Source organism: Klebsiella sp. CN_Kp066 (assembly GCF_040065135.1).
In the GTDB taxonomy this organism is placed as follows: Bacteria; Pseudomonadota; Gammaproteobacteria; order Enterobacterales; family Enterobacteriaceae; genus Klebsiella; species Klebsiella oxytoca.
In genome coordinates this window covers 165,732-191,775 of sequence record NZ_JBEAIU010000002.1, presented here as the reverse complement: position 1 = coordinate 191,775, position 26,044 = coordinate 165,732, and the positions used below count along the sequence as shown (strand labels likewise).

Annotated in this window: 24 protein-coding genes and 1 tRNA gene; 15 read left to right on the top strand and 10 right to left on the bottom strand. The window is 50.7% G+C overall.

Features of this window, described 5'->3' with window-relative positions:
• The first annotated feature begins 235 nt into the window (after window positions 1-235).
• The 3 genes from ABLV75_RS01900 to ABLV75_RS01890 are packed head-to-tail and all read left to right on the top strand — an operon-like array spanning window position 236 to window position 3,072.
• Entirely contained in the window at window positions 236-1,222 is a 987-nt protein-coding gene (locus ABLV75_RS01900; protein ID WP_004105722.1) for a TRAP transporter substrate-binding protein, read from the top strand.
• A 45-nt stretch (window positions 1,223-1,267) separates the two neighbouring features.
• Window positions 1,268-1,771, top strand: coding sequence for a TRAP transporter small permease (locus ABLV75_RS01895; protein ID WP_004105723.1), 504 nt, complete (start codon window positions 1,268-1,270; stop codon window positions 1,769-1,771).
• Window positions 1,771-3,072, top strand: a complete 1,302-nt coding sequence (locus tag ABLV75_RS01890) for a TRAP transporter large permease subunit (RefSeq protein WP_004105725.1) — start codon at window positions 1,771-1,773, stop codon at window positions 3,070-3,072. Before ABLV75_RS01895 ends, ABLV75_RS01890 begins: the two co-directional genes overlap by 1 nt.
• 190 nt (window positions 3,073-3,262) lie before the next feature.
• On the opposite strand, the gene ABLV75_RS01885 is transcribed toward ABLV75_RS01890, so the two are convergent.
• From ABLV75_RS01885 to trmB, 4 genes are all read right to left on the bottom strand, one after another.
• Window positions 3,263-4,270, bottom strand: coding sequence for a DUF1202 family protein (locus ABLV75_RS01885; protein WP_004105727.1), 1,008 nt, complete (start codon window positions 4,268-4,270; stop codon window positions 3,263-3,265).
• Window positions 4,271-4,380: 110 nt separating this feature from the next.
• Window positions 4,381-5,100 (bottom strand): DUF2884 domain-containing protein, encoded by a 720-nt coding sequence (locus tag ABLV75_RS01880; RefSeq protein WP_032704756.1) that lies wholly within the window; start codon window positions 5,098-5,100, stop codon window positions 4,381-4,383.
• 50 nt (window positions 5,101-5,150) lie between these two features.
• Entirely contained in the window at window positions 5,151-5,477 is a 327-nt protein-coding gene (locus ABLV75_RS01875; protein WP_004105731.1) for a YggL family protein, read from the bottom strand.
• Entirely contained in the window at window positions 5,477-6,196 is a 720-nt protein-coding gene (gene trmB / locus ABLV75_RS01870; protein ID WP_004115399.1) for a tRNA (guanosine(46)-N7)-methyltransferase TrmB, read from the bottom strand. The genes ABLV75_RS01875 and trmB overlap by 1 nt, the downstream gene beginning before the upstream one ends.
• Window positions 6,197-6,332: 136 nt before the next feature.
• Here trmB and mutY point away from each other — a divergent pair, with 136 nt between their 5' ends.
• The 4 genes from mutY to ABLV75_RS01850 all read left to right on the top strand — a co-directional run bounded on the left by mutY (window position 6,333) and on the right by ABLV75_RS01850 (window position 10,277).
• Window positions 6,333-7,391 carry an A/G-specific adenine glycosylase gene (gene mutY, locus ABLV75_RS01865; protein WP_004105734.1) on the top strand — a complete coding sequence of 353 codons (1,059 nt, stop codon included), beginning with the start codon at window positions 6,333-6,335 and terminating at the stop codon, window positions 7,389-7,391.
• Between the two features lie 27 nt (window positions 7,392-7,418).
• Window positions 7,419-7,694 carry an oxidative damage protection protein gene (locus ABLV75_RS01860; RefSeq protein ID WP_004105744.1) on the top strand — a complete coding sequence of 92 codons (276 nt, stop codon included), beginning with the start codon at window positions 7,419-7,421 and terminating at the stop codon, window positions 7,692-7,694.
• A gap of 47 nt (window positions 7,695-7,741) precedes the next feature.
• Window positions 7,742-8,827 (top strand): membrane-bound lytic murein transglycosylase MltC, encoded by a 1,086-nt coding sequence (mltC, locus tag ABLV75_RS01855; protein ID WP_004105745.1) that lies wholly within the window; start codon window positions 7,742-7,744, stop codon window positions 8,825-8,827.
• A 193-nt stretch (window positions 8,828-9,020) separates the two neighbouring features.
• On the top strand, window positions 9,021-10,277 hold the full coding sequence (locus tag ABLV75_RS01850; protein WP_004105746.1) for a nucleoside permease: 1,257 nt from the start codon (window positions 9,021-9,023) through the stop codon (window positions 10,275-10,277).
• A gap of 68 nt (window positions 10,278-10,345) precedes the next feature.
• Here ABLV75_RS01850 and ABLV75_RS01845 read toward each other — a convergent pair whose 3' ends face one another.
• On the bottom strand, window positions 10,346-12,484 hold the full coding sequence (locus ABLV75_RS01845) for an ornithine decarboxylase (protein WP_032704758.1): 2,139 nt from the start codon (window positions 12,482-12,484) through the stop codon (window positions 10,346-10,348).
• 437 nt (window positions 12,485-12,921) lie between these two features.
• On the opposite strand from ABLV75_RS01845, the gene ABLV75_RS01840 reads away from it, so the two are divergent.
• The 3 genes from ABLV75_RS01840 (at window position 12,922) to ABLV75_RS01830 (ending at window position 15,440) form a co-directional block, all read left to right on the top strand.
• Complete coding sequence (locus ABLV75_RS01840; protein ID WP_004105748.1) at window positions 12,922-13,638, top strand: DUF554 domain-containing protein; 717 nt, start codon at window positions 12,922-12,924, stop codon at window positions 13,636-13,638.
• 105 nt (window positions 13,639-13,743) lie between these two features.
• Window positions 13,744-13,819, top strand: a tRNA-Phe gene (locus tag ABLV75_RS01835).
• A 709-nt stretch (window positions 13,820-14,528) separates the two neighbouring features.
• Entirely contained in the window at window positions 14,529-15,440 is a 912-nt protein-coding gene (locus ABLV75_RS01830; protein ID WP_004105750.1) for an alpha/beta hydrolase, read from the top strand.
• Between the two features lie 212 nt (window positions 15,441-15,652).
• On the opposite strand, the gene ABLV75_RS01825 is transcribed toward ABLV75_RS01830, so the two are convergent.
• Together ABLV75_RS01825 and ABLV75_RS01820 are read right to left on the bottom strand one after the other, a co-directional pair.
• Window positions 15,653-16,546 (bottom strand): PHP domain-containing protein, encoded by an 894-nt coding sequence (locus ABLV75_RS01825; RefSeq protein ID WP_004105755.1) that lies wholly within the window; start codon window positions 16,544-16,546, stop codon window positions 15,653-15,655.
• Between the two features lie 155 nt (window positions 16,547-16,701).
• Window positions 16,702-17,568 carry a nucleoside deaminase gene (locus ABLV75_RS01820; protein WP_224238655.1) on the bottom strand — a complete coding sequence of 289 codons (867 nt, stop codon included), beginning with the start codon at window positions 17,566-17,568 and terminating at the stop codon, window positions 16,702-16,704.
• A gap of 389 nt (window positions 17,569-17,957) precedes the next feature.
• On the opposite strand from ABLV75_RS01820, the gene ABLV75_RS01815 reads away from it, so the two are divergent.
• Window positions 17,958-18,506, top strand: a complete 549-nt coding sequence (locus ABLV75_RS01815) for a LuxR C-terminal-related transcriptional regulator (RefSeq protein ID WP_004105759.1) — start codon at window positions 17,958-17,960, stop codon at window positions 18,504-18,506.
• Between the two features lie 39 nt (window positions 18,507-18,545).
• On the opposite strand, the gene ABLV75_RS01810 is transcribed toward ABLV75_RS01815, so the two are convergent.
• Complete coding sequence (locus tag ABLV75_RS01810) at window positions 18,546-19,019, bottom strand: hypothetical protein (protein WP_004105761.1); 474 nt, start codon at window positions 19,017-19,019, stop codon at window positions 18,546-18,548.
• The gene (locus tag ABLV75_RS01805; RefSeq protein ID WP_004105763.1) at window positions 19,012-19,836 is read right to left on the bottom strand and encodes a transcriptional regulator; all 825 of its coding nucleotides are present in this window, start codon (window positions 19,834-19,836) and stop codon (window positions 19,012-19,014) included. Before ABLV75_RS01805 ends, ABLV75_RS01810 begins: the two co-directional genes overlap by 8 nt.
• A gap of 636 nt (window positions 19,837-20,472) precedes the next feature.
• Here ABLV75_RS01805 and ABLV75_RS01800 point away from each other — a divergent pair.
• Window positions 20,473-20,877, top strand: a complete 405-nt coding sequence (locus ABLV75_RS01800; protein WP_004105765.1) for a VOC family protein — start codon at window positions 20,473-20,475, stop codon at window positions 20,875-20,877.
• A 143-nt stretch (window positions 20,878-21,020) separates the two neighbouring features.
• On the opposite strand, the gene ABLV75_RS01795 is transcribed toward ABLV75_RS01800, so the two are convergent.
• Window positions 21,021-21,386 (bottom strand): RidA family protein, encoded by a 366-nt coding sequence (locus ABLV75_RS01795; protein WP_224226463.1) that lies wholly within the window; start codon window positions 21,384-21,386, stop codon window positions 21,021-21,023.
• Window positions 21,387-22,176: 790 nt separating this feature from the next.
• Between ABLV75_RS01795 and ABLV75_RS01790 the strand changes: the two genes are divergently transcribed.
• Genes ABLV75_RS01790 through ABLV75_RS01780 form a run of 3 tightly spaced genes read left to right on the top strand, consistent with a single transcriptional unit; the run spans window position 22,177 to window position 26,000 of the window.
• Complete coding sequence (locus ABLV75_RS01790) at window positions 22,177-22,695, top strand: fimbrial protein (protein ID WP_004105769.1); 519 nt, start codon at window positions 22,177-22,179, stop codon at window positions 22,693-22,695.
• Between the two features lie 47 nt (window positions 22,696-22,742).
• Window positions 22,743-23,441: a molecular chaperone gene (locus tag ABLV75_RS01785; RefSeq protein WP_004105771.1), complete on the top strand. Its 699-nt coding sequence runs from the start codon at window positions 22,743-22,745 to the stop codon at window positions 23,439-23,441.
• Window positions 23,442-23,477: 36 nt separating this feature from the next.
• Window positions 23,478-26,000 carry a fimbria/pilus outer membrane usher protein gene (locus tag ABLV75_RS01780; RefSeq protein WP_004105773.1) on the top strand — a complete coding sequence of 841 codons (2,523 nt, stop codon included), beginning with the start codon at window positions 23,478-23,480 and terminating at the stop codon, window positions 25,998-26,000.
• The last annotated feature ends 44 nt before the right edge of the window (window positions 26,001-26,044 follow it).

Here is a 26,044-nt window from a genome sequence, read left to right as displayed (position 1 = left end):
TATCGTAATTCCCGAAGAATCTCAGTTCAGAATTCTTAATAAAAATTAATTCACATTCATTTATAGAAAATAAATATAACCTAACGCACAAAAATACGCATTTCATCGTCTCATTGGGAAAAAGTGTGAGTCAGACAGCTTAAAGATGTACGACAACCAGGATAATATGTCATACAGAAACAAAGAATGACTCTTTAGATATTGACCAATTAACCTAAGTGCATGGAGCCGACTCATGAAAAAACTCTCGTTTTCTCGTTCTCTGGTGTGTGTTTCTTTGCTTGCCCTGCTCTCAGCGGGCGCCAGCGCAGCTGAAAAAGTTACGTTAAAACTGGCACATAACCTTGAACGCAGCCACGTTGTTCATCAGGCGTTTGAGCAGATGGCGAAAGAGGTTAACCAACTTTCCAACGGCAATATGAAAATCCGCATTTACCCCAGTAGCCAGATGGGCAGCGCGCGTGAAACGATGGAGTTATTACAAAACGGCGCACTGGATATGACGAAAGGTTCCGCCAGCGACCTGGAGTCATTTGATAACGTCTACGCGATATATAATTTACCGTTCCTGTTCAAGGATCAGAATCACTTCAATAAAGTCGTCTTCGGTGAAGTGGGTAAAGAAATAATGGAGTCCACGAAAGATAAAGGATTCTTTGCCCTTTCCGCTTATGTTGCCGGGACCCGAAGTTTTTATGCTAAAAAACCCATTACTAAACCGGAAGATTTAAAAGGGCTGAAAATCCGCGTCCAGGCCAGTCCGACAACGTTGAAAATGATCGAATTAATGGGCGGTTCGCCAACGCCAATTTCGTTTGGTGAAGTCTATACCGCGATGCAGCAGGGCGTAGTGGACGGCGCGGAAAATAACGTACCTTCCTGGGTGCAAACGCGCCATATCGAAATCGCTAAGGTTTTCTCAGAAGATGAACATGCCTCCATCCCGGACTTCCTCGTTATCTCCAGCAAAACCTGGGACAAGCTGACGCCGGAGCAGCAGCAAATCCTGAACGAGGCGGCGAAAGCCTCAAGGGCCTATCAGCAAAAACTGTGGGACAAAATTGACGCCGACACCCGCGCGCAGGCCAAAGCCATGGGCGGCGAAATTATCAAAGTTGATAAAGCACCGTTCCGCGCCGCCGTTCAACCGCTCTTTGATGACTTCAAAAAAGATCCGAAGCAGGCGGCTCTGCTGGCCAAATTTGAAGCTGCTGCTGAATAACACTTAGCGGGCCAGCCGCTGGCCCCTTTCACCGGGAACTCAAAGATGATACTTAACCGCATAAAGCTGGCGGTGGACCGCACGATCGCCGCATTCTCCGTCGCCGTTATGATTGCGCTGGTGGTCTGCGTCGTCTGGCAGGTATTTAGCCGCTACGTGCTAAACCAGCCAAGCACCCTGACCGACGAACTGGCGCGCTTTTTAATGATTTGGGTCGGGCTGCTGGGTGCGGCATATACCGTCGGCGCCCAGCGTCATCTGGCTATCGATTTACTGGCGATGACGCTCCCTCCTCGCAGGCAGGCGCTTCTCAGCGTCATTATTAATCTGCTGATCTTTATTTTTGCTGGTTCAGTAATTGTGACCGGCGGCGTGAAGCTGATTGAGAAAACGCTATCGACGTCCCAGGTCTCAGCGGCGATGCAAATCCCCATGGGCTACGTGTATCTGATCCTGCCGCTAACCGGGATCATTATGATGTTCTACGCGTTGTGTTTTATCAGCACCGGACTGAAAAACATGAAGCACTCTGCAGCGGGGGCAAATTGATGGACAGCTATATCGCACTGATGCTATTTGGCTCTTTCTTTATTCTGGTTTTTATTGGCGTACCTATCTCCTTCTCCATTGGCATCGCTACCGTCGGTTCGATGCTGCTGATGTTCCCCTGGGATATCGCAGTGATTACCGTTTCTCAGCGCCTGGCAAACGGCCTCGATAACTTCGCGCTGCTGGCGATTCCATTCTTTATCTTTGCGGGAACCCTGATGAACAGCGGCGGGATTGCCATACGTTTAATCAATCTGGCCCAGGTGATGGTCGGACGCGTGCCGGGCTCTCTGGGCCACGTCAACGTGCTGGCCAATATGATGTTCGGCTCGATTTCAGGCTCAGCGGTCGCCGCCGCCGCCGCGGTCGGCGGCACGCTCAACCCCATACAGACGCAGAAAGGCTACGATCCGGCCTTCTCTACGGCGGTGAACGTCTCATCCTGCATCACGGGTCTGCTTATTCCGCCGTCAAACGTACTGATCGTCTTTTCCCTGACCGCAGGCGGCGTCTCGGTGGCCTCGCTGTTTATGGCCGGCTATTTGCCGGGCATCCTGATGGGCCTGGCTATTATGGTGGTCTGTGCCGTCATTGCTAAACGTCGCGGCTATCCGGTTTCCGAGCGTCCGACCTGCGCCCAGGCGGCAAAAGCGTTTTTCGATGCTCTGCCCAGCCTGCTGCTGGTCATCATTGTGATGGGCGGGATCCTTGGCGGCATTTTTACCGCGACGGAAGCCTCTGCCATCGCCGTGGTCTACACCTTTATCCTGTCGGTACTGATATATCGGGAAGTGAAGTGGCGCGATCTGCCGAAGCTGATTCTGGAATCGGTAGTCATGACCTCTATTGTGCTGCTGCTGATTGGCTTTTCCGTGGGCATGTCGTGGGCGATGACCAACGCCGACATTCCCTACATGATAAGCGACGCGCTAATGGGCGTTTCTGAAAACCCGGTGGTGATTCTGCTGCTGATAAATATCGTGCTGTTAATCGTCGGGATCTTTATGGATATGACCCCAGCGGTGCTGATTTTCACTCCAATATTCCTGCCAATCGCGCAGGACCTGGGGATGGATCCGGTGCACTTCGGTATTATGATGGTCGCCAATCTGTGTATCGGGCTGCTCACCCCACCAGTTGGCAGCGCGTTGTTCGTTGGCTGTTCTATTTCTGGCGTCAAAATTCAGCAGTTGATCAAACCGCTGCTGCCGTTCTACGCCGCCCTGCTGATCGCGCTGATGATGATTGTCTATATCCCGCAGATTTCGCTGTTTATTCCGCAGCTGCTGGGGCTGATGTAGCGTTATTGCCCTGGAAAGGAGGGGACGCATTCCTGAGGAAGAATGGGCGTTAGACCTTGAGCTAACGCTTCTGCCGGGCGACGGCTCTAGCGCCGTGCCCGGCCGACAAAAGCTTCAATAGCAAAATATTCTGTCATCCGACAAGCTCATACGCGCCAGGCGCAGCCGGGCTATTCCGAACCTGACCCGGCTACTTTAGAACCCCGTTGCGGCGCATCTTCTCCAGCCCCTCCTGCCAGTATTTTTCGTCGCGAGCCAACTCCCGGTAGCGGATCTCCAGCGCCATCAGCTGCGCGTTCAGTTCGCCTTTTTGCTTCTGCAGCGGCGCTATCTTTTTATCGCGCGCGGCCATCTCCGCTTTGATATTTTCACTCATCTCTTTATGCTGGCGATAATAGTTACGCTTCTGCTCATTCAGCACGGCATCGCGCTCGGCGCGCAGCGGCGCGGCATCGCAAACCGCTTTTTTCTGACAGGCGGCCAGTGCGGGTTCATAGAGAGTTTTGTAGTAATGATTCTCGAACTTCAGCGGATCGTTTTGCCGGTCTACTTCATACATTTTTTCCAGCATCGCCTGCTGCACGTCGCTGCGATCGAGCGGCTTGCCGTTCGCATCCGTACCCCATGAACGGTTAATCCGCTCCTCTAACGCGGCGATCTCGGTTTTCAGCGCATCCTGTTGCCCTTGCAGCGTCTTCATCGTGGCTTTGCTGGCGGCAAAGATGGCGTCAATTTTGGCAAATTGCGCCATAAATTTGTGGTCATTGACGATCAGGGTTTTACTTTCATCCCCTCCGATTTCCTTAAAGGTTCTCCCGCCCCTCTTCGCCGCCATCTGCAGCGAAAAGAATTCGGTCTGCCAGCCGGAGTCTTTGGTCCCTACCGCGGTCATCATGGCGGAGAACTTTACCGGCCGCCCCCTGGTCCAGACTCGCTCATAAAAAAAGTAATCTCCCGCGACGCCGACGCGAATATAGAGATCTTCCGCGGCGGCCATATCGCCTTCCAGCATATAGGTCGCCTGATTTCCCCTGGCGTCGAGCTGCTTCAGCGTCACGTTTTGCAAGCGCATAATCCCGCCAGTCTGTTCAGCAAACTGCTGTTTTACCACGTCGTCTGTTGGCGTGTTGGCATCCGCCAGCACGTGACAAGGGGAAGCGATCATCAGGACGGTGAGCGTTTTCCATGCATATTTCATCAGCAAATTCCTTTTATGAATACAGCAGACATCATAAGGAGTTCGCCACCGCAGGCAGGATAAATGAAATCTGATTTTGCTACCTGCGGACGCAGGTAGCGGAATAAAGCTTACTTTAAGGACCCCACCAGCGCTTTGCGGCTATCCTCAAGGGAAACCACGCGGCTGCAGACATCCTTACCAAACTGCTGGAAATCGGCTTCCTGATTTTTCCATTCATCCTGAATGGCGGTTTGCAGGCCGCCAAGGCTGCCGAGGATCCCCTGCAGCGGGTTACCGCCGCCTTTGAGAACCGCCTTCGCGCCCATCTCATTGATGCTGTCCTGCAGGATGCCGCCCATCGCCTGGTTTACCAGCTGCTGGCCGTCGGCGCGCACCTGATCGATAGCTTTATAGTGGAACGTCAGGCCATCGTTACGATGTTCAATTATGCGGCTCATTTGCGCTTTCAGCTGCGCATCAAGCTTGGTCAGGCGGCTATGCATGCTGCTGCTGGCCCCTACCTGTTCGGTAATAATTTTATCCAGCGCGGCGCGGCCTTTTTCTACCCGCGAGCGTGCGCCTTCATCAATCCACGGCAGACTGCTGCGCAGGCTGGCCTGATAGTCCTGAGCCTGTTCGCGCTGAGCGGCGCTCAGAGAATACGCTTTCCCGTTAAAGCTCAGGCTGCCGTCCGGCTTAATCACCAGATCGCCATTTTCGCCTTTCACCTGCACCTGCTGCGGGCTGAGGATGACATCGTCACGCGGCGTGACGCTACACTGGTAGTCCGCATGCGCGGACAAAGCGGTGACGGAAAGCGCCACAGCTAACAGCGTTTTGCGCATCATTTAACTCCCTTCAGACAAAACGGGCCGGCAGTTGCCGACCCTTGTCAAACTTAGTCCCACCAGATATCAAAAAGTTCGCTGGTGCGTACATCGGCCAGCCCGCGGTCTTCCAGCCATTTACGCACAATGGCCTGGTGCTCCTCGGTGCATTTACCGATTTCCTGCAGGCAGATCAGGCCTTCCCAGGAGAGATAGCCGCTGCCGTCAAAGGCCAGCTTATTAGGCTCAATCACCTCATCAATCAGATCGTTAACGGTCTGGTCGATCTGCTCTTCGCTGGTTCCTTCCGCAAAACGCCACGCGACGGAAAAACCCACTTCCTGAAATTCGTCGATATGCATTTTTTTACGCAGACGACGGCTACGATTCGTTGCCATTATTTCACCCTCTCGAACATTAAGTCCCATACGCCGTGGCCAAGACGATGGCCACGCTGTTCAAATTTGGTTACCGGGCGCGATTCCGGGCGCGGCACATAGTCGTTGCTTTCTGACCGGTTGCGATATCCTTCAAGCGAGGACATCACTTCCAGCATATGCTCGGCATAGGGCTCCCAGTCGGTCGCCATATGGAAAACGCCGCCCAGCTTCAGTTTACTTTTCACCAGTTCGGCAAAAGGCGGCTGAACGATCCGGCGCTTATTATGACGCGCTTTGTGCCACGGGTCAGGGAAAAACAGCTGCACCATGCTCAGGGAGTTATCGGGGATCATCGCGTGCAGCACTTCTACCGCATCGTGGCACATAACGCGCAGATTTTGCACGCCCTCTTCTTCAGCAGACGCCAGACAGGCGCCGACGCCAGGAGAGTGCACTTCAATGCCGAGGAAATTCTGCTGCGGCTTCTCTTTCGCCATCGCCACCAGCGAAGCGCCCATACCAAAACCAATCTCCAGCGTGATGGGCGCTTCACGGCCAAACAGCGCGGCAAAATCGAGCGGCGCATCGTTAAATTCAACGCCCATCACCGGCCAAATGGTGTCCAGCGCGTGCTGCTGACCTTTAGTCAGGCGGCCCTGACGACGGACGAAGCTGCGAATACGGCGCAGCGGACGGCCGTTTTCATCGAATTCCGGAGATATGACGTCGTTTTTCATAAAAGTTAAGTCTGCTTGTGAGAGTGTTCGGAAAACGGGCATTATCCAAAGTTACCCGGCGGATGCAAGGGTTTACAGCCTCTCGCCCTTGTGCTGCAATCTGCCACCTTATAATCGCTATCCCGGAGCCGTAGCTTTGACTTTTCTCGCCGCGCAATTTTCAGCCCAGGTACTGGACTGGTACGACAAATACGGACGTAAAACCCTGCCCTGGCAAATCGGCAAGACGCCCTACAAAGTATGGCTCTCCGAGGTGATGTTGCAACAAACGCAGGTGGCGACGGTCATCCCCTATTTTGAGCGCTTTATGGCGCGTTTCCCAACAATTACCGATCTGGCCAATGCGCCACTCGATGAAGTCCTCCATCTGTGGACCGGGCTGGGCTATTACGCCCGCGCGCGCAATCTGCATAAAGCGGCGCAGCAGGTGGCCACCCTGCACGGCGGAAACTTCCCGCAAACTTTTGATGAAGTCGCCGCGCTGCCGGGCGTGGGTCGTTCCACCGCCGGGGCGATTTTATCCCTTTCTCTCGGTCAGCATTATCCGATTCTCGACGGCAACGTGAAGCGCGTGCTCGCGCGCTGCTATGCTGTCAGCGGTTGGCCGGGGAAAAAAGAGGTTGAGAAACGCCTGTGGGATATTAGTGAGGACGTGACGCCAGCAAAAGGGGTTGAGCGTTTTAACCAGGCCATGATGGACCTCGGGGCGATGGTGTGTACCCGCTCTAAGCCCAAATGCGAGCTCTGTCCGCTGAATAACGGCTGCGTGGCCTACGCCAGTCATTCATGGGCTCAATATCCAGGCAAAAAACCGAAACAGACGATCCCGGAACGTACCGGCTATTTCCTGCTGATGCAGCACGGCGATGAGGTATTTCTCTGCCAGCGCCCGCCGGTGGGTTTATGGGGCGGATTGTTCTGCTTCCCGCAGTTTGAAGATGAAGATGCGCTGCGGCAGTGGCTGGCGCAGCGCCAGATTAAGGCCGATAATCTGACGCAATTAACCGCGTTTCGCCACACTTTCAGCCATTTCCATCTGGATATTGTGCCGATGTGGCTTACAGTGCACTCATCCGGCGCATGCATGGATGAAGGGGGCGCACTCTGGTATAACTTAGCGCAGCCGCCGTCCGTCGGTCTGGCGGCCCCCGTGGAGCGCTTGTTGCAACAGTTAAAAGCCGGAGCACCGGTTTAGCTTTCTGGCGATTAAAGAGGATTAAGAATGAGCAGAACGATTTTTTGTACTTTCCTGCAGCGTGAAGCCGATGGCCAGGATTTTCAGCTGTATCCGGGCGAACTGGGCAAACGTATCTATAACGAAATCTCTAAAGAAGCCTGGGCCCAGTGGCAGCACAAACAGACGATGCTGATCAACGAGAAAAAACTCAGCATGATGAACCCCGAGCATCGCAAACTGCTGGAGCAGGAGATGGTTCAGTTCCTGTTTGAAGGTAAAGACGTACACATCGAAGGCTATACGCCGCCAGAAAAACAGTAAGGGCCTGACGGCCCTTTACCACAACAAACACAACACGCACTCCCGGAATGATGAAAAAATACTTAGCGCTAGCGCTGATTGCGCCTTTGCTCGTTTCGTGTTCCAGCTCAACCAAAAAAGGCGCCGAGTATAACGAGGCGTGGGTGAAGGACACTAACGGCTTTGATATTCTGATGGGCCAGTTCGCCCATAACATCGAGAACATTTGGGGTTATAACGAAGTTCTGCTCGCCGGGCCGAAGGACTACGTCAAATATACCGACCAGTATCAAACCCGCAGCCACATCAACTTTGACGCCGGGACGATTACCGTCGAAACCATCGCCGGCACTGACCCGGCCGGGCGTCTGCGCCAGGCGATTATTAAAACCCTGCTGATGGGCGACGACCCTAACTCCATCGACCTCTATTCCGACGTCGATGACATTCAGATCTCAAAAGAACCGTTCCTGTATGGTCAGGTCGTGGATAACACCGGTGAGTCGATTCGCTGGGAGTGGCGCGCCTCACGCTTTGCGGACTACCTGCTGCAAACGCGTCTGAAAAGCCGCAGCAACGGTCCGCGCATGATCTACAGCATCACCATCAACCTGGTGCCGAACCATCTCGACAAACGTGCGCATAAATACATTGGCATGGTCCGTCAGGCGTCGCGCAAATATGGCGTTGATGAGTCGCTGATCCTGGCGATTATGCAAACCGAATCGTCCTTTAACCCCTATGCAGTCAGCCATGCCGACGCGCTGGGGCTGATGCAGGTGGTGCAGCACAGTGCCGGGAAGGATGTGTTCCGCTCGCAGGGGAAATCCGGCCTGCCGAGCCGCAGCTATCTGTTCGATCCGGCCAATAATATCGATACCGGGACCGCCTATCTGGCCATGCTGAACAACGTCTATCTGGCCGGTATTGCTAACCCCACCTCGCGTCGCTATGCGGTGATTACCGCCTATAACGGCGGCGCGGGCAGCGTGCTGCGGGTCTTCTCCAGCGATAAGATTCAGGCCGCGAATATCATCAATAATATGACGCCGGGCGACGTTTATCAGACCATCACCAGCCGTCACCCGTCCGCCGAATCGCGCCGTTATCTCTACAAGGTAAACACCGCGCAAAAAGGCTACCGCCGCAAGTAATCCTCTGCCAACGCCCTTGTTTCCTCAAGGGCGCCTTCCTTCTGCTATACACAATAGAGTTGCGCAACTGTTTTGCGATTTTCTGCGGCAGTTAACAAAAGTATCCACCCCATGAATGATAGAATCCAACCAAAATAACGCTACAAATGTTATTTAAAACACAAAACAATTCTATATCCGTGAGGATCAAAACATGAATCTTAAGCTGCAGCTCAAAATACTGTCGTTCCTGCAGTTCTGCCTCTGGGGAAGCTGGCTGACCACGCTCGGCTCATATATGTTCGTTACCCTGAAGTTTGACGGTGCGGCCATCGGAGCGGTTTATAGCTCGCTCGGTATCGCTGCGGTATTTATGCCGACGCTGCTTGGTATCGTTGCCGATAAATGGATCAGCGCCAAATGGGTTTACACCATTTGCCATCTGGTCGGCGCGCTGACGCTGTGGCTCGCCGCCCAGGTCACTACGCCGGGCGAGATGTTCCTCGTCATCCTGCTTAACTCGCTGGCCTATATGCCGACGCTGGGGCTGATTAACACCATTTCCTACTACCGCCTGCAGTCTGCGAACATGGATATCGTGACCGATTTCCCGCCGATTCGTATCTGGGGCACCATCGGTTTTATCCTCGCCATGTGGGGCGTCAGCTTCTCCGGCTTTGAGCTGAGCCATATGCAGCTCTATATCGGCGCGGCGCTCTCCTTGCTGCTGGTGCTCTTCACTCTGACGCTGCCGCATATTCCGGTGGCCAATCAGCAGAAAAACCAGAGCTGGACCGCCATGCTGGGCCTTGATGCCTTCGCGCTGTTTAAAAACAAACGTATGGCGATCTTCTTTATTTTCTCGATGATGCTGGGCGCCGAACTGCAAATCACCAATATGTTCGGCAACACCTTCCTGCACAGCTTTGATAAAGATCCGCTGTTCGCCAGCAGCTTTATCGTGCAGCACGCCTCGGTGATGATGTCGATTTCGCAGATCTCGGAAACCCTGTTCATTCTGACCATCCCGTTCTTCCTCAGCCGCTACGGCATCAAGAACGTGATGCTGATTAGTATCGTGGCGTGGATGCTGCGCTTCGGCCTGTTCGCTTACGGCGACCCGACTCCGTTCGGCACCGTGCTGCTGGTACTGTCGATGATCGTTTATGGCTGCGCCTTCGACTTCTTCAATATCTCGGGGTCGGTGTTTGTGGAAAAAGAGGTTCGCCCGGAAATCCGCGCCAGCGCCCAGGGAATGTTCCTGATGATGACCAACGGTTTCGGCTGCATACTTGGCGGGATGGTGAGCGGCAAAGTGGTGGAGCACTTTACCGTCGAAGGGATTACCGACTGGCAAACCGTATGGCTGATTTTCGCCGGCTATTCGCTGGTTCTGGCGTTTGCTTTCGTCGCGCTGTTTAAATACAAGCACGTTCGCGTACCAGCCGGTGCGCAGACCGTCGTACATTAAATAAACGGCTTCACCCGAGATGTACGAATAAAAAAAAGCGCCCCGGTGATATCAACGGGGCGTTTTTTTTATGCTTTCAGCACATAACCATACAGACGCTTAATGCCGTCAGAGTCCGTTTCGCTATAGACCCCCTGGAGCTCCGGCGAGAAGCCCGGCAGCATATTGACGCCCTCCTCCAGCGCCAGAAAATAGCGCAGCACCGCCCCGCCCCAGATTTCGCCAGGCACGACGCACAGCACGCCCGGTGGATACGGTAGCGCGCCCTCCGCCGCAATGCGCCCTTCCGCTTCGCTTAAGCGCACCAGTTCGACGTTACCGCGAATAAACTCGCGGTTGGCGTCCTGCGGGCTCATGACCGCCCGCGGGAAGCTCTGCTTGCGGAACATCTCTTTTTGCAGATCCTTCACCTCAAAGCTAACGTACAGGTTGTGCATCTCCTGACACAGCTCGCGGATGGTGTAGTCCCGATAGCGCACCGGGTATTTGTTAACGATGCTCGGTAGAACCTCGGCCAGCGGCGTATCCGATTCGATATGCTGCTCAAACTGGGCAAGCATCGCCACCAGCTGCGCCAGCTTCTCCTCGCTTTCGGCGGGGGTCAGCAGAAACAGAATAGAGTTCAGATCGCACTTCTCCGGCACGATGCCGTTTTCGCGCAGATAGTGGGCCAGAATGGTCGCCGGGATGCCAAAATCAGTATATTCCCCGCTCTGCGCATCGATTCCTGGCGTCGTCAGCAGCAGCTTACAGGGGTCAACGAAGTACTGTTCGCTGGCATAGCCCTCAAAGCCGTGCCAGCGCGCGCCCGGTTCAAAGCTAAAGAAGCGCCGCTCGCGGGCGATGGTTTCGGTGGGGTGATCCTGCCACGGGCGTCCCGCGACCATTGGCGGAATAAACGGCAGGATCATTTTGCAGTTAGCGATAATCGCTTTGCGCGCTTCAATACCCAGCGCCACGCATTCGGCCCACAGGCGGCGCCCGCTTTCCCCTTCATGGATTTTGGCATTCACATCGAGAGCCGCGAACAGCGGATAAAACGGGCTGGTCGAGGCATGCAGCATAAAGGCGTTATTCAACCGCTTATGCGGGCAAAAACGCGCCTGCCCTCGCAGATGGTTATCCTTTTTATGGATCTGCGAAGTTTGCGAAAAACCGGCCTGCTGTTTATGCACCGACTGAGTAACAAAAATGCCCGGGTCATCCGGCGTCAGGTCCAGCAGCAGCGGCGAACAGTCGGCCATCATCGGGATAAACTGCTCGTAGCCGACCCAGGCCGAGTCAAACAGGATGTAGTCGCACAGGCTGCCGATTTTATCGACCACCTGGCGGGCGTTGTATACCGTCCCGTCATAGGTTCCGAGCTGGATCACCGCAAGGCGGAACGGGCGCGGCATATCAGCTTTTTCCGGCGCCGTCTCGCGAATCAGATCGCGCAGGTATTTTTCATCGAAGCAGCGCTCGTCAATCCCGCCGATAAAACCGAACGGGTTGCGCGATGCTTCGAGATAGACCGGCGTCGCGCCTGCCTGAATCAGCGCCCCATGATGATTGGATTTATGGTTATTGCGATCAAACAGCACCAGATCGCCGCGGGTCAGCAGCGCGTTAGTCACCACTTTGTTCGCCGCCGAGGTACCGTTAAGGACAAAATAGGTTTTATCGGCGTTGAAGACCTTCGCCGCGAACTTCTGCGCGTGTTTGGCCGATCCTTCATGAATCAACAGATCGCCAAGCTTAACGTCGGCGTTGCACATGTCGGCGCGAAAGACGTTCTCACCAAAGAAGTCGAAGAACTGCCTCCCCGCTGGATGCTTCTTAAAGAAGGCGCCGTGCTGATGGCCGGGGCACGCGAAGGTGCTGTTATCCATCTCTACGTACTGAGTCAGCGTATCGAAGAACGGCGGCAGCAGGTTCTCTTCATAGTCGCAGGCGGCGGCTTCCAGTTCGAGCCACTCCTGCTCTTTGCCGCTAACGATGGCCGTCACGCCTTCTGGTTTTTCGTGCTCAGCTTCGCTGAACAGATAGACCGGCAGGTTAAAGCCCGTGCGTTTCAGCAACGCAAGGATGCCGCTGCGGCTGTCCGCCACGGTAATGACGACTGCCGCCACATCGGTAAAATCAGTACTGTCCAGGGCCACCACGCGACGGTGGGTGGACAGGTGGGATACCAGCTCGCGGCTGGCGGCAATGTGCATTGATTTCATGAGCGCGGATACCCGTTTCCGGAGAGTAAAAGGCTTAGGCCAGGGCATCTCTGCTCTGGCCAACGAACCGTCAGGGTCTGGCTGGATCCCAGCTCCGACCGCCAGACATCAGTAAAAGCAGACCGCGTCCGATCTTACTGTTGTCCTGCAGTGAGCCTGCGTTACGCTCACCGCATGACGGGCAGAAGTTGCAGAGTAAGGGTAGCAAGACGAGGCAGCCTGCGCATCTGTACGCAGCGGCACTGGTGATGTAGTGGCGATGTCGTCATCCCGGCGGCCTCATTCAGGGGAGGAGAAAATTCGCGCAATCATGTCACCTTTAAATGTACCGTGCAAGATGAATTACGTATGCAGCGACCCCACGGATGCGCAAGCCTTTTGGCCAGCTTCGCGCCATAATAATGCAGTCGTTAGGGATAATTAACAGGAGTCATACTTTGGTTACAGGGCCATTTATTAACGCCGGTGCGGTCCTTCTGGGCGGCGTACTTGGCGCACTCTTAAGTCAAAGATTGCCGGAACGGATTCGGACATCAATGACCTCTATTTTTGGACTGGCGTCGCTGGGCATCGGTATTCTACTGGTGATCAAATGCGCCAACCTGCCGGTGATGGTGCTTTCAACGCTGGTGGGCGCGCTGTTCGGCGAAGTATGTAATATGGAGAAAGGCATTAATACGCTGGTGAGTAAGCTTCAGCAGCTGCTTTCGCCAAAAAAGGGCCAGATAAAGAGTTCGGCGCATGAGTCGTATATTCAAAGCTACGTCGCGATTATCGTCCTGTTCTGCGCCAGCGGAACCGGGATTTTCGGCGCGATGCGCGAAGGAATGACCGGTGACGCCAGCATTTTGATCGCCAAGGCATTTCTCGACTTCTTTACCGCCACCATTTTCGCCTGCACCCTGGGGCTGGCGGTCTCGGCCATTTGCGTGCCGATGCTGGCTATCCAGCTGGCGCTGGCGGCCTGCGCATCGTTGATTATGCCGTTGACCACGCCGATGATGATGGCGGATTTCAGCGCTGTCGGCGGGATGCTGCTGGTTGCCACCGGTTTGCGCATCTGCGGAATTAAAATGTTCGCCGTGGTGAATATGCTGCCGGCCCTGGTGCTGGCGATGCCGATTTCGGTAGCCTGGACGGCGTTTTTCGCCTGAAGATGCGTGCTTTTGACGCAATGTGGTGATAGATTGTTCAGTCTGCTGCGAAACAGATAAATTTCGTTGACGAGGTGCGGCGAATCAGGTTTAATGCGCCCCGTTGCCCGGATAGCTCAGTCGGTAGAGCAGGGGATTGAAAATCCCCGTGTCCTTGGTTCGATTCCGAGTCCGGGCACCACTATTTAAAGAACCCAGCCTATGGCTGGGTTTTTGCTTTTCTGCGAGCGGACTCTCCATCGAACTCCGTTCGATTATTCGCCGCACCGCGGCTCACCCCTTCGGGGCCAGCGCGACAAGCGCGCTGTTCAACGCCTGCGGCGTTAGTCCGAGTCCGGGCACCAACCATTCAGAGAACCCAGCCTATGGCTGGGTTTTTGCTTTTCTGCGAGCGGACTTCCATCGAACTTCGTTCGATTATTCGCCGCACCGCGGCTCACCCCTTCGGGGCCAGCGCGACAAGCGCGCTGTTCAACGCCTGCGGCGTTAGTCCGAGTCCGGGCACCACTATTTAAAGAACCTGCCCACAAGGCGGTTTTTTGCTTTTGGGGAGCCAGCACTAGCTTCCCTTCAAAGTCCCCTCCCCCTCTCTGCCAGAAAAAATTCATTGCCAGGGATTTTGCCTGCCCCACGCTCTCTCGCATCAATTGCCTGAGCGTAGGTCCGCTTGTTTTGCGGGAAAAGCCTTATCACCAGCGTCGTTGAAAAAATAAGCTATTTGTCGGTTAGTAGGGAAAGATAAAAAAAAGCCGAAGAATTTTAATAAACTTATAATGTGGCGTATTTCTCAGATTGTTTATGAATGAGTAAATAAATTAATGCCTATTAAAATGCAAAAAAAGCACTACCGACAATTATTATTTCTGGCGTAAGCAGCAAAAGGAATGAAGATGCTGAGTAACGGAGCAAAAGATTATAAAGCTAAGCTATTTGAAAATCATGATGAAAATATTCATTTTCTTTTGAATACCCCACTCTCCCTTCAGCGCCAGGTCTGGGAGTCTGCAGCCATAAAGGCAACACTACCTGCGGGTGTATGCATCGAAACGGTTAACGATACAGAGATAACTGCGGAATGGATTTCATATCCCGATTCGATAAATACCAGGATTATTCTCTATTTCCACGGCGGTGGAAATTCTCAGGGATCGTGTCTGACTCACAGAAAACTCGCTGCCTGTCTCGCACAATATTCTGGTTGTCGAACTCTGGTACTGGAATATCCTCTGGCGCCAGAAAATCGATTTCCTGCGGCCTTATTAAATTGTCATCAGGCCTATTTATGGCTGCTTGCTAATGGTTATTCAGCAGAGGACATTATCCTCGCGGGAGACTCCAGCGGTGGTGGACTGGTCATGTCGCTTTTACTCCTGTTAAAACAGCATCAAGATCCTTTGCCGGACTCGTCTGTTCTGCTGTCTCCCATGTTAGATTTCACACTTTCTGGTAAGAGCATAACGCTGTGTAAGGATCTCGATCCGCTGCTTTGCATAGAAGACCTGATAATGACTGTGAAATACTACTGTTCGGACAGTGAACGAAGCGATCCTCTTGTCTCTCCCCTGTTTGGTGATTTGTCTGGACTTCCTCCCGTATTTATTCAGGTGGGAAGCGAGGAGTTATTGCGCGATGATGCATTACGCCTCTCCCGATATGCTAAAAAGGCTGGGATGCAAGTTGAGCTTGAGATATGGGACGGGCTCTGGCATGTATTTCAGTCATCGGTGGGAAAGGTACCTGAAGCGGATGAGGCGTTACAAGCCGTAGCTAAATTTATCCGAAGGAGAGAGTCATTGCCGTGAAACGTGGCTCTCAACAAAACTATGCGCCCCCATAAAATATACGCGATTTTGTGACTCTCTATTTAGAGGCATAACGAAAGTGGTCCATCTCTTTCTCTGACTGACGGCAGATACCTCTTCCTGTGCCTCTTTTCCTGCCCGATAATACCTATACACAAAATCTTTTGTCCTTGTTATTTAATAACTCGCCCACAGCCGGTAGGTTTCAAGCGTCAATAAAGATCAACCTGCTCGAGGATTTCCAGGGTTTTCGGTAGCGCGTCACGCCATGGTCTACAGTCGCCAGGCTTAATATTGGGTTTGTTTTTACCATGAAAGTCACTGCCGCAGGTCGCCAGCAGCGATTTATCCAGCGTGTAGTGATAAAGTTCGCGACATAGCTCCTCATCATGATAGCTGGAGAACACTTCCACGCCGCGTACGCCAAGTGGCAACATCTGTTCAATCACCGCCAGCGGCTTTTCCTTCACGTTAGCGCCGATATGCGCAATGACCGGAATGCCGCCGTTGTCGATTATCAGCGCCGCCATCTCCGCCATCGGCGGCAATTCCACCGTCACCTGGCAGGGTTTGCCTCGGCCAAAAAAGTCCCAAAAAAAGTTAATTAACGGCATATCGCTGCGCGCATTCCCCGCGCGGTAAGGCAGCAGCAGATCATGATTCAGGTTGCGCGCATCCTCTAAAATAAGTTCTGCCATCTCCTCTTCCTGCGGGACTCGATCGCCGGCCATGGCATACAGGCGATCTTCATCAAGCTGGAACCCCAGCGCCCGCAGTTTCTCCAGCTTTAGCGGCGTCGCGGCAGTTTCCAGACGATGGAAGTTGTGTTCGACGGCATCAAAATCCCGGCTGTCTCGACGAAAACCGTAGCCCAGCAGATGATAATTATTGCCCGCAAACGCGCAGTCGATTTCAATCCCGGTCATCACGCTTACGCTATTTGCTCTGCCATAGCGAATAGACTCCTCAACGGATCGCGCCGAGTTGTGATCGGTTATCGCCAGGGCCGCAAGATTCGCCGCTTTAGCCATGGTAAGCAGATCGCTGACCGGGAAATCGGCATCGTTGCTATATGCCGAATGCATGTGCAAGTCGATTAATTTCATGACTTCTCCTTTAAAAGTTTTAACATTACGCCGCTGATCGCCTGCTTTGCCCTGTTAAATCGCCGATGGTTAACGGATAGCTTTGTTTTTCAGGAAGCTAAAGTCCGTTAACGGCCCCTGGAACAATCAGGCACATCGCTTATGGCAACACACGTTCAATCCTCAATAGAAATAGATTCTTCGCAGAAAGAGGAATATGGTCTGAGGTTATTATAATTTCGAGAGAAGCGAAGTCGGCTATCTATCTTTTTCACTAACATATCGGTGGACTCTTCATTCAGGAGTTTGCAAACGTGCCGGGTATCAAGGCGCAGAATTCTGCATGCCTCAAGCGTTGGGCAGAAATTCATAGAGTGGAAAGTAATTTGCTTCTCAGTTCTGTTCACCACGGGCATTTCAACCTCTGCAGCGTGGAATCGCGTTATAAGTAAGCGGTGTGCGGTGTCTAATAAATGGCTATCGCCAATATTCAACCCGGCTTTATTTTGGCAGAACCATGCAGTACGCCGGGCAATGGAATCCGCGTTCAGCGCCTTAAGGTCTTCATCGGTTGCGTTGCGCAGATGATTAATTTCGCTGCGAACGTCAGCACGATAGAGAATTGCGCATTCCCGCCGCAGAATACCTTTATGAACAATGACCTCTGTGCCCGCCTTATCAAAAGCCTCGACGCACTGAAATGCAATCCGCCGCCGCCCTTGAGCAAGTGCATCCTGAATAGAAAAACCAAAAGCTATTTCGCTTATCCCGGACCAGGCGATGGCAAATGCGCACATAGGACAAGGCTCACTGGTGGATATCAGTATGCACCCGTTTAAATTTTTGCCAATTTTTTGGCTGGCAATTTTAATCGCGTTGATTTCAGCATGTGAGGTTGCGTCTCCCTCTGTTTCCTCATAGTCATGCGCCGCCGCAACCATCTCACCATCCTTGATGATAACGGCGCCAAAACCTTTATTCCCCTCACGCAAACTCTCTTCAGCTTCACCAATGGCAACACGCATCCAGAATTCTAGTTCCATAACCCCATTCATAAAACCACATCCCACAAGTGAATTTATTTATGGCACCTGGTGACAAGTGCTATACGCTGCGTAAAAAGATAAGATGATTAATACGCATGAGATTAGTAAAGCACCAATCACAACCACGATATAATGACGCAAATCAACGTTAAGATTATTCCAAGCACATTAAAAGACGATTATTATTTAATAAGGAATTTTCTAAATGTTATTTATATCTTATCAGACACCTCAAGAAAATCATACAACTCCTTGTTTACTCTAAGTTTTACCATTTAACATGAGAAAATAAGAAAATTTAAGACGAGATAAGTTTGAATTTCTGAACAATCAGATATAGTCATTTAATACGACACATCATGAGTGAAATGCTTACGGGAGTTATCATGGCTATCTTCATCATCAGCAATAACCAGTATCTTCGAGATGGCATTATCTGTGTCGGACAATATAACGCGATGGAAATCAAAAGCTGTCAGTGTGACGACCCGCAACTCGATCGTTTAAACTATGAAGATATTGTTATCCTGCATCTGAGTTTAGAAAACAAATGCAACGCCAGCAAACTTTCCTCGTTAAACCAGCGATGCAAAGTATTACTGATTCTGAGTTCGTCGCAGCATGCACTCATCTGTGATGCAGATACCGTGATAAATGCTAAAGCGCCGCCGGAAGTCATAATGAAAGCGCTCCGCTGCCTGATCAGACGGGTTAAGTGTAAACCGACCAAAAACCAGCGCTTAAGCAAAATTGAAAAAATCATTCTCAACAAAAGCCTTGAAGGTAAAGATACGCATGTTATCGCTGAATCTCTATCGCTCACCAGTAAGATCGTCAGCAATTACAGATATGTGGCCTGTCGAAAAATTGGCGCAGGGAAGCTAACTGATTTACTCATTATAAAAGACCATTTAAAGGACGATTATGCCAGATAATTGTGGATGATAAGCAAGCCTGACTCATCATCCGTACCGTTAATTAGCACAATACAGTAGCGGTCGTGACCCAATTTTTATCAGAAAGCTATGCTCATTTTGCTTTGAAATAATATAGCTTATTTTTTCATTTGGATAAACGTAAAAGTCAGGCAGGATGCTGGCCAGGAACTCATCCGACACGGAGTCAATGTTACCGTATCGGTTTATTTCTCTGGAGTGGAAATGGTGAGTTTCATGATTTTTGACCATATCATAGATGACATCTCTTCTGATATGGCCCTGCAGTTTCCCGCCATCCAGATAGCTACCGCTGACCGCAACGGTACCCTTACCTTCAGCAAGTGAATACATGAAATTTAAGGTCAAATTAGTTTGTGTATTATCCTTGAAGACCACGAGCGATGCCGTACACTCTTCCTTATGATGTATTTTATCGTTCACAAAATTATAGATCCCCCCTGCCAGAGCGCCAGAAATAAAAAAGCCAATCACAATTTTTATTCTATTCATGTACAATTCCACGAAAAGAGAGCGTAACACATCCGGCAGAAGCCTTCGCGGTGTAACTTTTCCTGCAAATAAACACTATAAAACCAGGAGTCATCTGCGACATGGAAAAATAAACAAAGGGATACTTCTTGCAGTCCAGTCCGGATTTGAAAATCAATGACTTATAACTATTAAATTTATCAATGCTGGCATGATTATCATCTATGGTATAAAAATGACATCCGCGATCGCTTTCAACTAATGTATAGCTGCTAAAAAAGGGCTTTTCATCATTAAAGTGCCAGAGGTAATGCAGAGAAAAAAAGCCCGCCAGTAAACTCAATGCCATAATCAAGAGTGTGACAGCCTTTGAGCGGGCGTTTTTCTTATCAGCCGTATGCACGGTAGCCACAGATTCAGTGGTTGCTTTTTTTCCCGCAACGCTATCCTGCACCGCGAGAGATGCATCAGCAGAACCTACTGAATCTAAAGATATTTTTTCACGTTTTTCAATGTTAACGTTGGCATTGATATGAAAACCTTTACGCGGCACCGTCACGACTAATGAGTTATCCGTTTCTCCGACATCGCGCAGTCCGCGCCTGACAATCGATATGTTTTGATACAAGGTATTTGCAGGAACCAGGATCCCCTCATCTTCCCAAACTTTTTTAAAAAAAGTCTGCTGGCTGACCAGCTCCGGTGAGGCTTCCAGTAAAAGAACAAGACAGTGGCTTGCCGGAGCCGTCAATGTGACGCTCAGCGCCGGGTTTTTCAACGAGATTAACCGCTTATTTTCAGGCCAAAATTCTATATTTTTGTTTATGATCCAATACATATGCTATTCGCGGCTGATATGTTAAAAGAGGTTAAAAGGGTAAGGAGGTGATCAGTGTAGCTGGAATTACATGCATTATAGCTAATTATATGATTGAAAAAACATATGTGACGTTTTAATTTTTAATGCTGAGTCTTTTCGGCTGTCAAACTTCACCAAAAACGTCCGCGCCCATAAACGTATTAGCCGGTTAATGGTTAAAAATTTACGAAACGTCGTGATTAAAAATGTAGGTTTAAAACGAATAAACCCTGAAACTACAATCAGTTATTGCCCAACGAAGGTGTTTTTATCAGTCCCGTCGGCGTGTTAGCGCTAATGGTCAACGCTATCCTTAGCGTCAAAAGAACATAGCGCCCGGGCGTCGATCTTTTTTATCCCCGTTAAGTCTATTGTTTTTTACTGTCGGGAGCCTGTGGTTCCCTTCTGACTGGATATAACAAATATTTATCATTCCAGCCTGCCACGCTGAGGGGAAGCGTCAGCACAGCATAAGTTAAGCACGATCCTTACCTCTTCTTTATTCATTATCGCCAACCTTATCCGGGAATTTTTCATGTAATATCTGAATTCACACCCGGTAAATATTCGTTATATCTTAGCTATGTTATGCTCTATTTTTAAAAAGGAGATGCTATGTTTTCTTATATTATGCTGGGAACCAATGACCCTCAAGCTTCCTATAAATTTTATGCGCCTTTGATGCGCGTGCTTGGCCATCCTCTCGATGGGCGTAGCGAAAAAGGCGCCGCATGGGGAACGTTCAAAGATAATCATACTACCGGATTATGCGTTGGAATGCCGTTTGATAATCTCCCCGCCACCCGAGGTAATGGCGTCATGGTTGCATTGAATGCGGTATCCGTTGAAATGATCCAGGAACTTTATAGATTAGCGATTGAGAATGGTGGCGAAGATGAAGGCCCACCGGCTTTTCGTCCGCACTACGGCGCTGATTTTTACAGTGCCTACGTTCGCGATCCTGACAAAAACAAAATTGCTTTTGTTTTTTACGACCCGGCAAAAAAAGCGATGGTTTAAAATCAGTTCATCCGAATAAAATGCCTATTCGTGTGATAGCGATTTATTTTAGCGGGTCAGCAAGCCGGGAGGTCGATGCAATGGCTTCCCGGTTGAACAGCGAAACGGCGCGCCCCTGTCAATTACAGAAGAGGCGACATCGATTAACGACAGGCAATCGCATCAAGCTGAAAGAGCATACCTGTGGCCCCGCCAGCATGGGCAAACTCGGTTTGAATTGATTTTCTGGCGGGATAATGGCCGTTGAATCGCTGACGCATGACTTTTTCCATTAATGGGATATTCCATACGTCGCGAAACAGAGCATCAATTTTTACGACTGACTCCAGCGTCAGGCCGATAGTGTTAAGCCTTTCGCTCAAATTATCGAAAGCGCCATTTATCTGTTCCTCGATGGGCTTCCCGATGTTACCAATACAGTAACTCACAAAGACCAAACCACAGGATTCGACCACTCCGGATATTGCCCAGCTTTCATTAATTTCGTGCCTTATAATCTTACTCATCATTGATCCTTTTAAATTTTATATGACTGAAAGCCAAAATCAGGTCACGATTTGTGAGTGCATGGCAAAAACGCGCGTCCCGTGACGTATCATAAAAAAGCCATAGCGTAATATCCTGGTTTCCCTGTGTCAGGGATAAACCCGTGACGTGAAGGTAAAATACAGTTTTCTCAAGGAAATCATCTCATTTAATGCTAAAAACTGTCACGTGCTGCCACATGAAATGCCCTTAAAAAACCTTAAAGGTTCTTAAATACATTTAAAGCCCCAAAATAGAACATCACAACCGATTGATTATAAATAACATTATCGATTTCATCCCTCGCTATTAAAATAATAACAACAGGTATTATGAAATATTAATAAACAGTCAAGGCAAGGCACCTTGTTAATATCTATTTAAATTAAGCGAGATTTTTAAACAAAATTACAACATAAAACCCAGGACATTAACCTGTAATAAAGCCCGCCCTCAACCGCCCCCCCTGTGGTTCGATAATAAAAAACCAGATAAATGAAGAGGTAATGTTATTAAGCATTTTGATAAGTACGCTTTGTGCCGTTTTTAGCCGGCAGCAAAAAGTCATGCTGCAACTTTTATATGCCAGGAGAGGGATTTTTCCAGGCGTAAATTATGAACGATCAAACATTCTTAATAAGACGTTTTCAGGTGCATAGAAATAACGGGATCGTTATGTTGTTACCCAAGGCCATTCATGTGATATGGCTCTGTGAAACTTTATAGCAATATGCGCCGAATGACTTCGGTTGCTTATATTAAGGATAATGATGTATGAAAAAATTATCAGCAGTTGCGTTTGCATTTGGTCTGTTATCTGTGTCTGCATCTCAGGCACTGGCTGCAGATGCCACCGTTAACTTCAGCGGAACCATTCTTCAGGAAGCCTGTAGCGTAGCTACCTCGAATAATACTGTAAACGTTCAGCTCGGCACATTCGGTATCGCGCAATTCCCGACTGTGGGAACGACGACCCTCCCGGTTCCTTTTTCCATTAACTTAACGGGTTGTCCGGCATCAGGTGGTCCGACTGCCGCGCTGGTTACCTTTTCAGGCGCAGCGGATGCGGCAGGCGACCTGGCACTGACCGGCGGTGGCGCAACCGGTGTATCGATTAATATCAAAAAGGCTGACGGCACCAATATCGATATTAACTCCGCCGATTCTGGTATTGCGTTGACATCTGCCGCTACGCAGCAGCTCAACTTTACGGCTAATTATATCAGTACCTCAGCCGCTGTCACCGCGGGCCAGGCTAACGCCGTAGCCCAGGTAAATATCTCTTATATGTAAATATGTAATATGGCGGGGGTGCCAGCGCCCCCGTTAGTGGAGTATTCATGAAAGCGTTCCTTTTTTTATCTTTATTTTTGGCTTCAGTCTCAGTTAGCACTAGCAGCGTTGCAGCTGTTTCTGTCGGGGGCACTCGTCTGGTTTTTAACGGCAATGAAAAAGAGGCTTCCATTACTGTCAGTAACTCAAACAAAGGGATTCCGGTACTTATTCAGTCCTGGGTAGACCGGGGGGAGCATGACAAATCTAAAGCTCCATTTACGATCACGCCACCATTGTTTCGCCTGGAACCAGGGCAGGATAATACCTTACGCGCTATTTACAGCGGCGAACGACTCCCGGATGATCGCGAATCTTTATTCTGGCTCAATATTAAAAGCATCCCGTCAATTAAAAAAGAGGACATGCGCGAAAACACTTTACAGCTGGCGATTAAAAAAAGGCTGAAATTTATTTACCGCCCCGCATCAATTAAGAGTATACCGGAAGAAAGCGCCAGCCTGCTTAGCTGGAAAAGAGTAGGTAATCAGATTCAGGTTACTAACCCAACGCCGTTTTATATGAACTTTGGGATGATCAAGGTAGGAGGTCAGATGTTTAAGCCTGTGCTCCCTGAACAAACCTATGTAGCGCCCAAATCAGAGCTGTTAATTACTATTCCATCCGGTGCGGCCAGCAATAGTGTTGACTGGAAAATAATTAATGACTACGGAACGAGTGGCAAAGAGTTTCACGCCACATATTAATTCTCACCGATGTTTTTGTATAACAGGTATGGAATTTTGCGACAGATAAATTTCACTGCGAAATATACATCCCTTTTGATTATCATTACGCTTCTGAATGTTCCTGATAAATCTTTTGCGGATGAGTATTTTAATCCTGCCTTGCTTGAGGTTCGGGATGGTGTTTCAGAGCGTACAACCGACCTCTCGGTCTTTGAAGTCGCCAATGGTCAGCCTGCGGGAAAATACCGGGTCGATATCTCAGTGAATAATGAGATGGTGACCGCCGAGGCCCGTGACGTGATGTTCTCGAAAACTGCTGATGGCAAGCTGGAACCCTGCGTTACCCTGGAGGAACTCACCCAGTGGGGGATTAATACCGCCCCGTTTCCAGAGCTGCAGGACAGTAACAGCGAATGCATTAAGCTGGACGCTATTCCAGACGCGTTTACTGACTTTCAGTTTAACCGACAGCGGCTAAACCTGAGCATTCCCCACGCGGCATTAAAGGCACGCAGTCAGGATGAAGTGCCCGTCGAGCTTTGGGATGAGGGGATTCCTGCCGTGTTACTCAATTACAGCATGAACAGTTATCAGAGCCAGTATAACGGTGCTGATACCTATAAAAGTACGTACCTCAACCTGCGGCCGGGAATAAACATCGGGCCGTGGCGTCTGCGCAACTACACCACCTTTGAGCATAGTAATCAGAGTGGAAGTAAATGGGACAACGTCTACAGCTATCTTCAGCGGAATATTATCTCTTTGCGAAGCCAACTGACGTTAGGTGACAGTTCCGCCCCTTCTGATGTCTTCGATAGCGTACCGTTCCGCGGTGTTCAACTAGCCTCAGATGATGACATGCTGCCTTCCAGCGTACGCAACTATGCGCCTGTAGTGCGGGGGATTGCCCGCAGTAATGCCCTTGTCACCATACGCCAGAACGGATACGTGGTTTATGAAACCAAAGTGGCGCCGGGAGCATTTGAAATAACGGATCTCGCCTCTACAGGCGGGGCAGGCGATCTTGACGTCACGATTAAAGAAGCGGATGGAAGCGAACAACATTTGATTATCCCCTATGCCTCTTTGCCTGTGCTGCAGCGCGAAGGGAAATTTCGTTATAGCGTAACGGGCGGTCAGTTTCGCGCCTATGATCCGCAAACGGAAAAAAATCTGTTTGTGCAGGGAACCGGTATTTATGGTCTCCCGCTCGGTTTTACGCTGTACGGTGGGGTGCAAAACGCAGGCAGCAAATACCAGTCTTACGCTCTGGGCGTGGGCAAGAACATCGGCGCATGGGGCGCTTTTTCAGCCGATGTCATCCACTCGGTGTCAGCGCCGACGGATACGGGCAGGCAACAGGGTCAGTCGCTACGGGTGCGCTATAGCAAAAATTTCCTGCAAACGGGAACAAACTTCACCATCGCCGGTTATCGCTATTCAACCTCCGGATTTCGCTCGCTGGAGGAGACGCTCGGCACCTACAGAAGCGATAGTAACATTCCATCATATGTTACTGACCGCCGTCGTAACCGGGCTGAGCTGTCGTTGAATCAGGATCTTGGCGCCAATTTTGGCGCGTTTAATGCCTCCTTGATCAGTGAGGATTACTGGCATAACAAACGTAACAGCCTGTCGGCGAACCTGGGGTACTACAAAAACTTCAACGCCATTGGCATCAGTTTGAACTACTCCTGGAACCGCAACACCGGCCTGTATGGCCATGCCGATCAGGATAATGTTGTCTCTTTTGAAATTAATGTGCCTCTGGATAAGTTCCTGCCCCAGACTTACGCCTCCTATGGCACAACCCGGACGAGTGGAAACGGGACCAGCCATAACCTGAGGCTCAACGGCTCGGCATTTGATGATGGCAGCCTTGACTGGGGCATCAACGCCACTCACTCCAGCCATAACGAACAACTGGTAGGAGCAAATGCCAACTGGCAGACAAGCTATGGAACGGTAAATGGTTCTTACAGCCACAGCCGTGATACCCGGCAATTGGGGTACGGCATCGCCGGCGGGCTCGTCGTTCATGAAAATGGTATCACCCTGTCACAACCCTTAGGTGAAACCATTGGCTTGGTAAAAGCACCGGATGCCGAAGGCGTCGGTATCAATAACTATAGCGGCATCACTACGGACAGCCGCGGCTATGCGGTTGTTCCTTACCTGACCCCGTACCGCCGCAATGATATTAGCCTGAATAGCAAGACCCTGCGGGACGATACCGATATCACCTATATGACCAGTAAAGTTGTCCCCACCCGCGGGGCACTCGTCAGAGCAGAGTATAAAACGGCCATTGGCCACCGCGTCCTGATGACGTTAACGCTGCCCGGCGGCAAACCAATCCCCTTTGGGGCGGTGGTATCGCTGCTTAAAACAGAGGGAAACACCTCTATTGTCGGTGACGGTGGGGAAGTATTCCTGAGCGGTTTACCGCAAAAAGGAACTCTGCTTGTGCAGTGGGGCAACGGTCAGGGGCAGGAAACAACCTGTCAGGCTGATTATATCGCCCGTAAACCCGCTGGCGCATCCGGTCTCTGGAGCGCGACGAGCGTCTGTCAATAATTCTGCGCCCTTGGTCGAAGTAAATAGCACGCCTTACGAGGAAG

Excerpts from the sequence above, each read along its gene's own strand:
- ABLV75_RS01885 (WP_004105727.1), bottom strand. The coding sequence starts at position 4,270 with ATGAAATATGCATGGAAAACGCTCACCGTCCTGATGATCGCTTCCCCT.
- ABLV75_RS01860 (WP_004105744.1), top strand. The coding sequence starts at position 7,419 with ATGAGCAGAACGATTTTTTGTACTTTCCTGCAGCGTGAAGCCGATGGC.
- trmB (WP_004115399.1), bottom strand. The coding sequence starts at position 6,196 with ATGAAAAACGACGTCATATCTCCGGAATTCGATGAAAACGGCCGTCCG.
- ABLV75_RS01805 (WP_004105763.1), bottom strand. The coding sequence starts at position 19,836 with ATGTATTGGATCATAAACAAAAATATAGAATTTTGGCCTGAAAATAAG.
- ABLV75_RS01895 (WP_004105723.1), top strand. The coding sequence starts at position 1,268 with ATGATACTTAACCGCATAAAGCTGGCGGTGGACCGCACGATCGCCGCA.
- ABLV75_RS01785 (WP_004105771.1), top strand. The coding sequence starts at position 22,743 with ATGAAAGCGTTCCTTTTTTTATCTTTATTTTTGGCTTCAGTCTCAGTT.
- ABLV75_RS01900 (WP_004105722.1), top strand. The coding sequence starts at position 236 with ATGAAAAAACTCTCGTTTTCTCGTTCTCTGGTGTGTGTTTCTTTGCTT.
- ABLV75_RS01795 (WP_224226463.1), bottom strand. The coding sequence starts at position 21,386 with ATGATGAGTAAGATTATAAGGCACGAAATTAATGAAAGCTGGGCAATA.
- ABLV75_RS01820 (WP_224238655.1), bottom strand. The coding sequence starts at position 17,568 with ATGGAACTAGAATTCTGGATGCGTGTTGCCATTGGTGAAGCTGAAGAG.
- ABLV75_RS01875 (WP_004105731.1), bottom strand. The coding sequence starts at position 5,477 with ATGGCAACGAATCGTAGCCGTCGTCTGCGTAAAAAAATGCATATCGAC.
- ABLV75_RS01800 (WP_004105765.1), top strand. The coding sequence starts at position 20,473 with ATGTTTTCTTATATTATGCTGGGAACCAATGACCCTCAAGCTTCCTAT.
- mltC (WP_004105745.1), top strand. The coding sequence starts at position 7,742 with ATGATGAAAAAATACTTAGCGCTAGCGCTGATTGCGCCTTTGCTCGTT.
- ABLV75_RS01810 (WP_004105761.1), bottom strand. The coding sequence starts at position 19,019 with ATGAATAGAATAAAAATTGTGATTGGCTTTTTTATTTCTGGCGCTCTG.
- ABLV75_RS01790 (WP_004105769.1), top strand. The coding sequence starts at position 22,177 with ATGAAAAAATTATCAGCAGTTGCGTTTGCATTTGGTCTGTTATCTGTG.
- ABLV75_RS01880 (WP_032704756.1), bottom strand. The coding sequence starts at position 5,100 with ATGATGCGCAAAACGCTGTTAGCTGTGGCGCTTTCCGTCACCGCTTTG.
- ABLV75_RS01845 (WP_032704758.1), bottom strand. The coding sequence starts at position 12,484 with ATGAAATCAATGCACATTGCCGCCAGCCGCGAGCTGGTATCCCACCTG.
- ABLV75_RS01850 (WP_004105746.1), top strand. The coding sequence starts at position 9,021 with ATGAATCTTAAGCTGCAGCTCAAAATACTGTCGTTCCTGCAGTTCTGC.
- ABLV75_RS01890 (WP_004105725.1), top strand. The coding sequence starts at position 1,771 with ATGGACAGCTATATCGCACTGATGCTATTTGGCTCTTTCTTTATTCTG.
- ABLV75_RS01830 (WP_004105750.1), top strand. The coding sequence starts at position 14,529 with ATGCTGAGTAACGGAGCAAAAGATTATAAAGCTAAGCTATTTGAAAAT.
- ABLV75_RS01815 (WP_004105759.1), top strand. The coding sequence starts at position 17,958 with ATGGCTATCTTCATCATCAGCAATAACCAGTATCTTCGAGATGGCATT.
- ABLV75_RS01825 (WP_004105755.1), bottom strand. The coding sequence starts at position 16,546 with ATGAAATTAATCGACTTGCACATGCATTCGGCATATAGCAACGATGCC.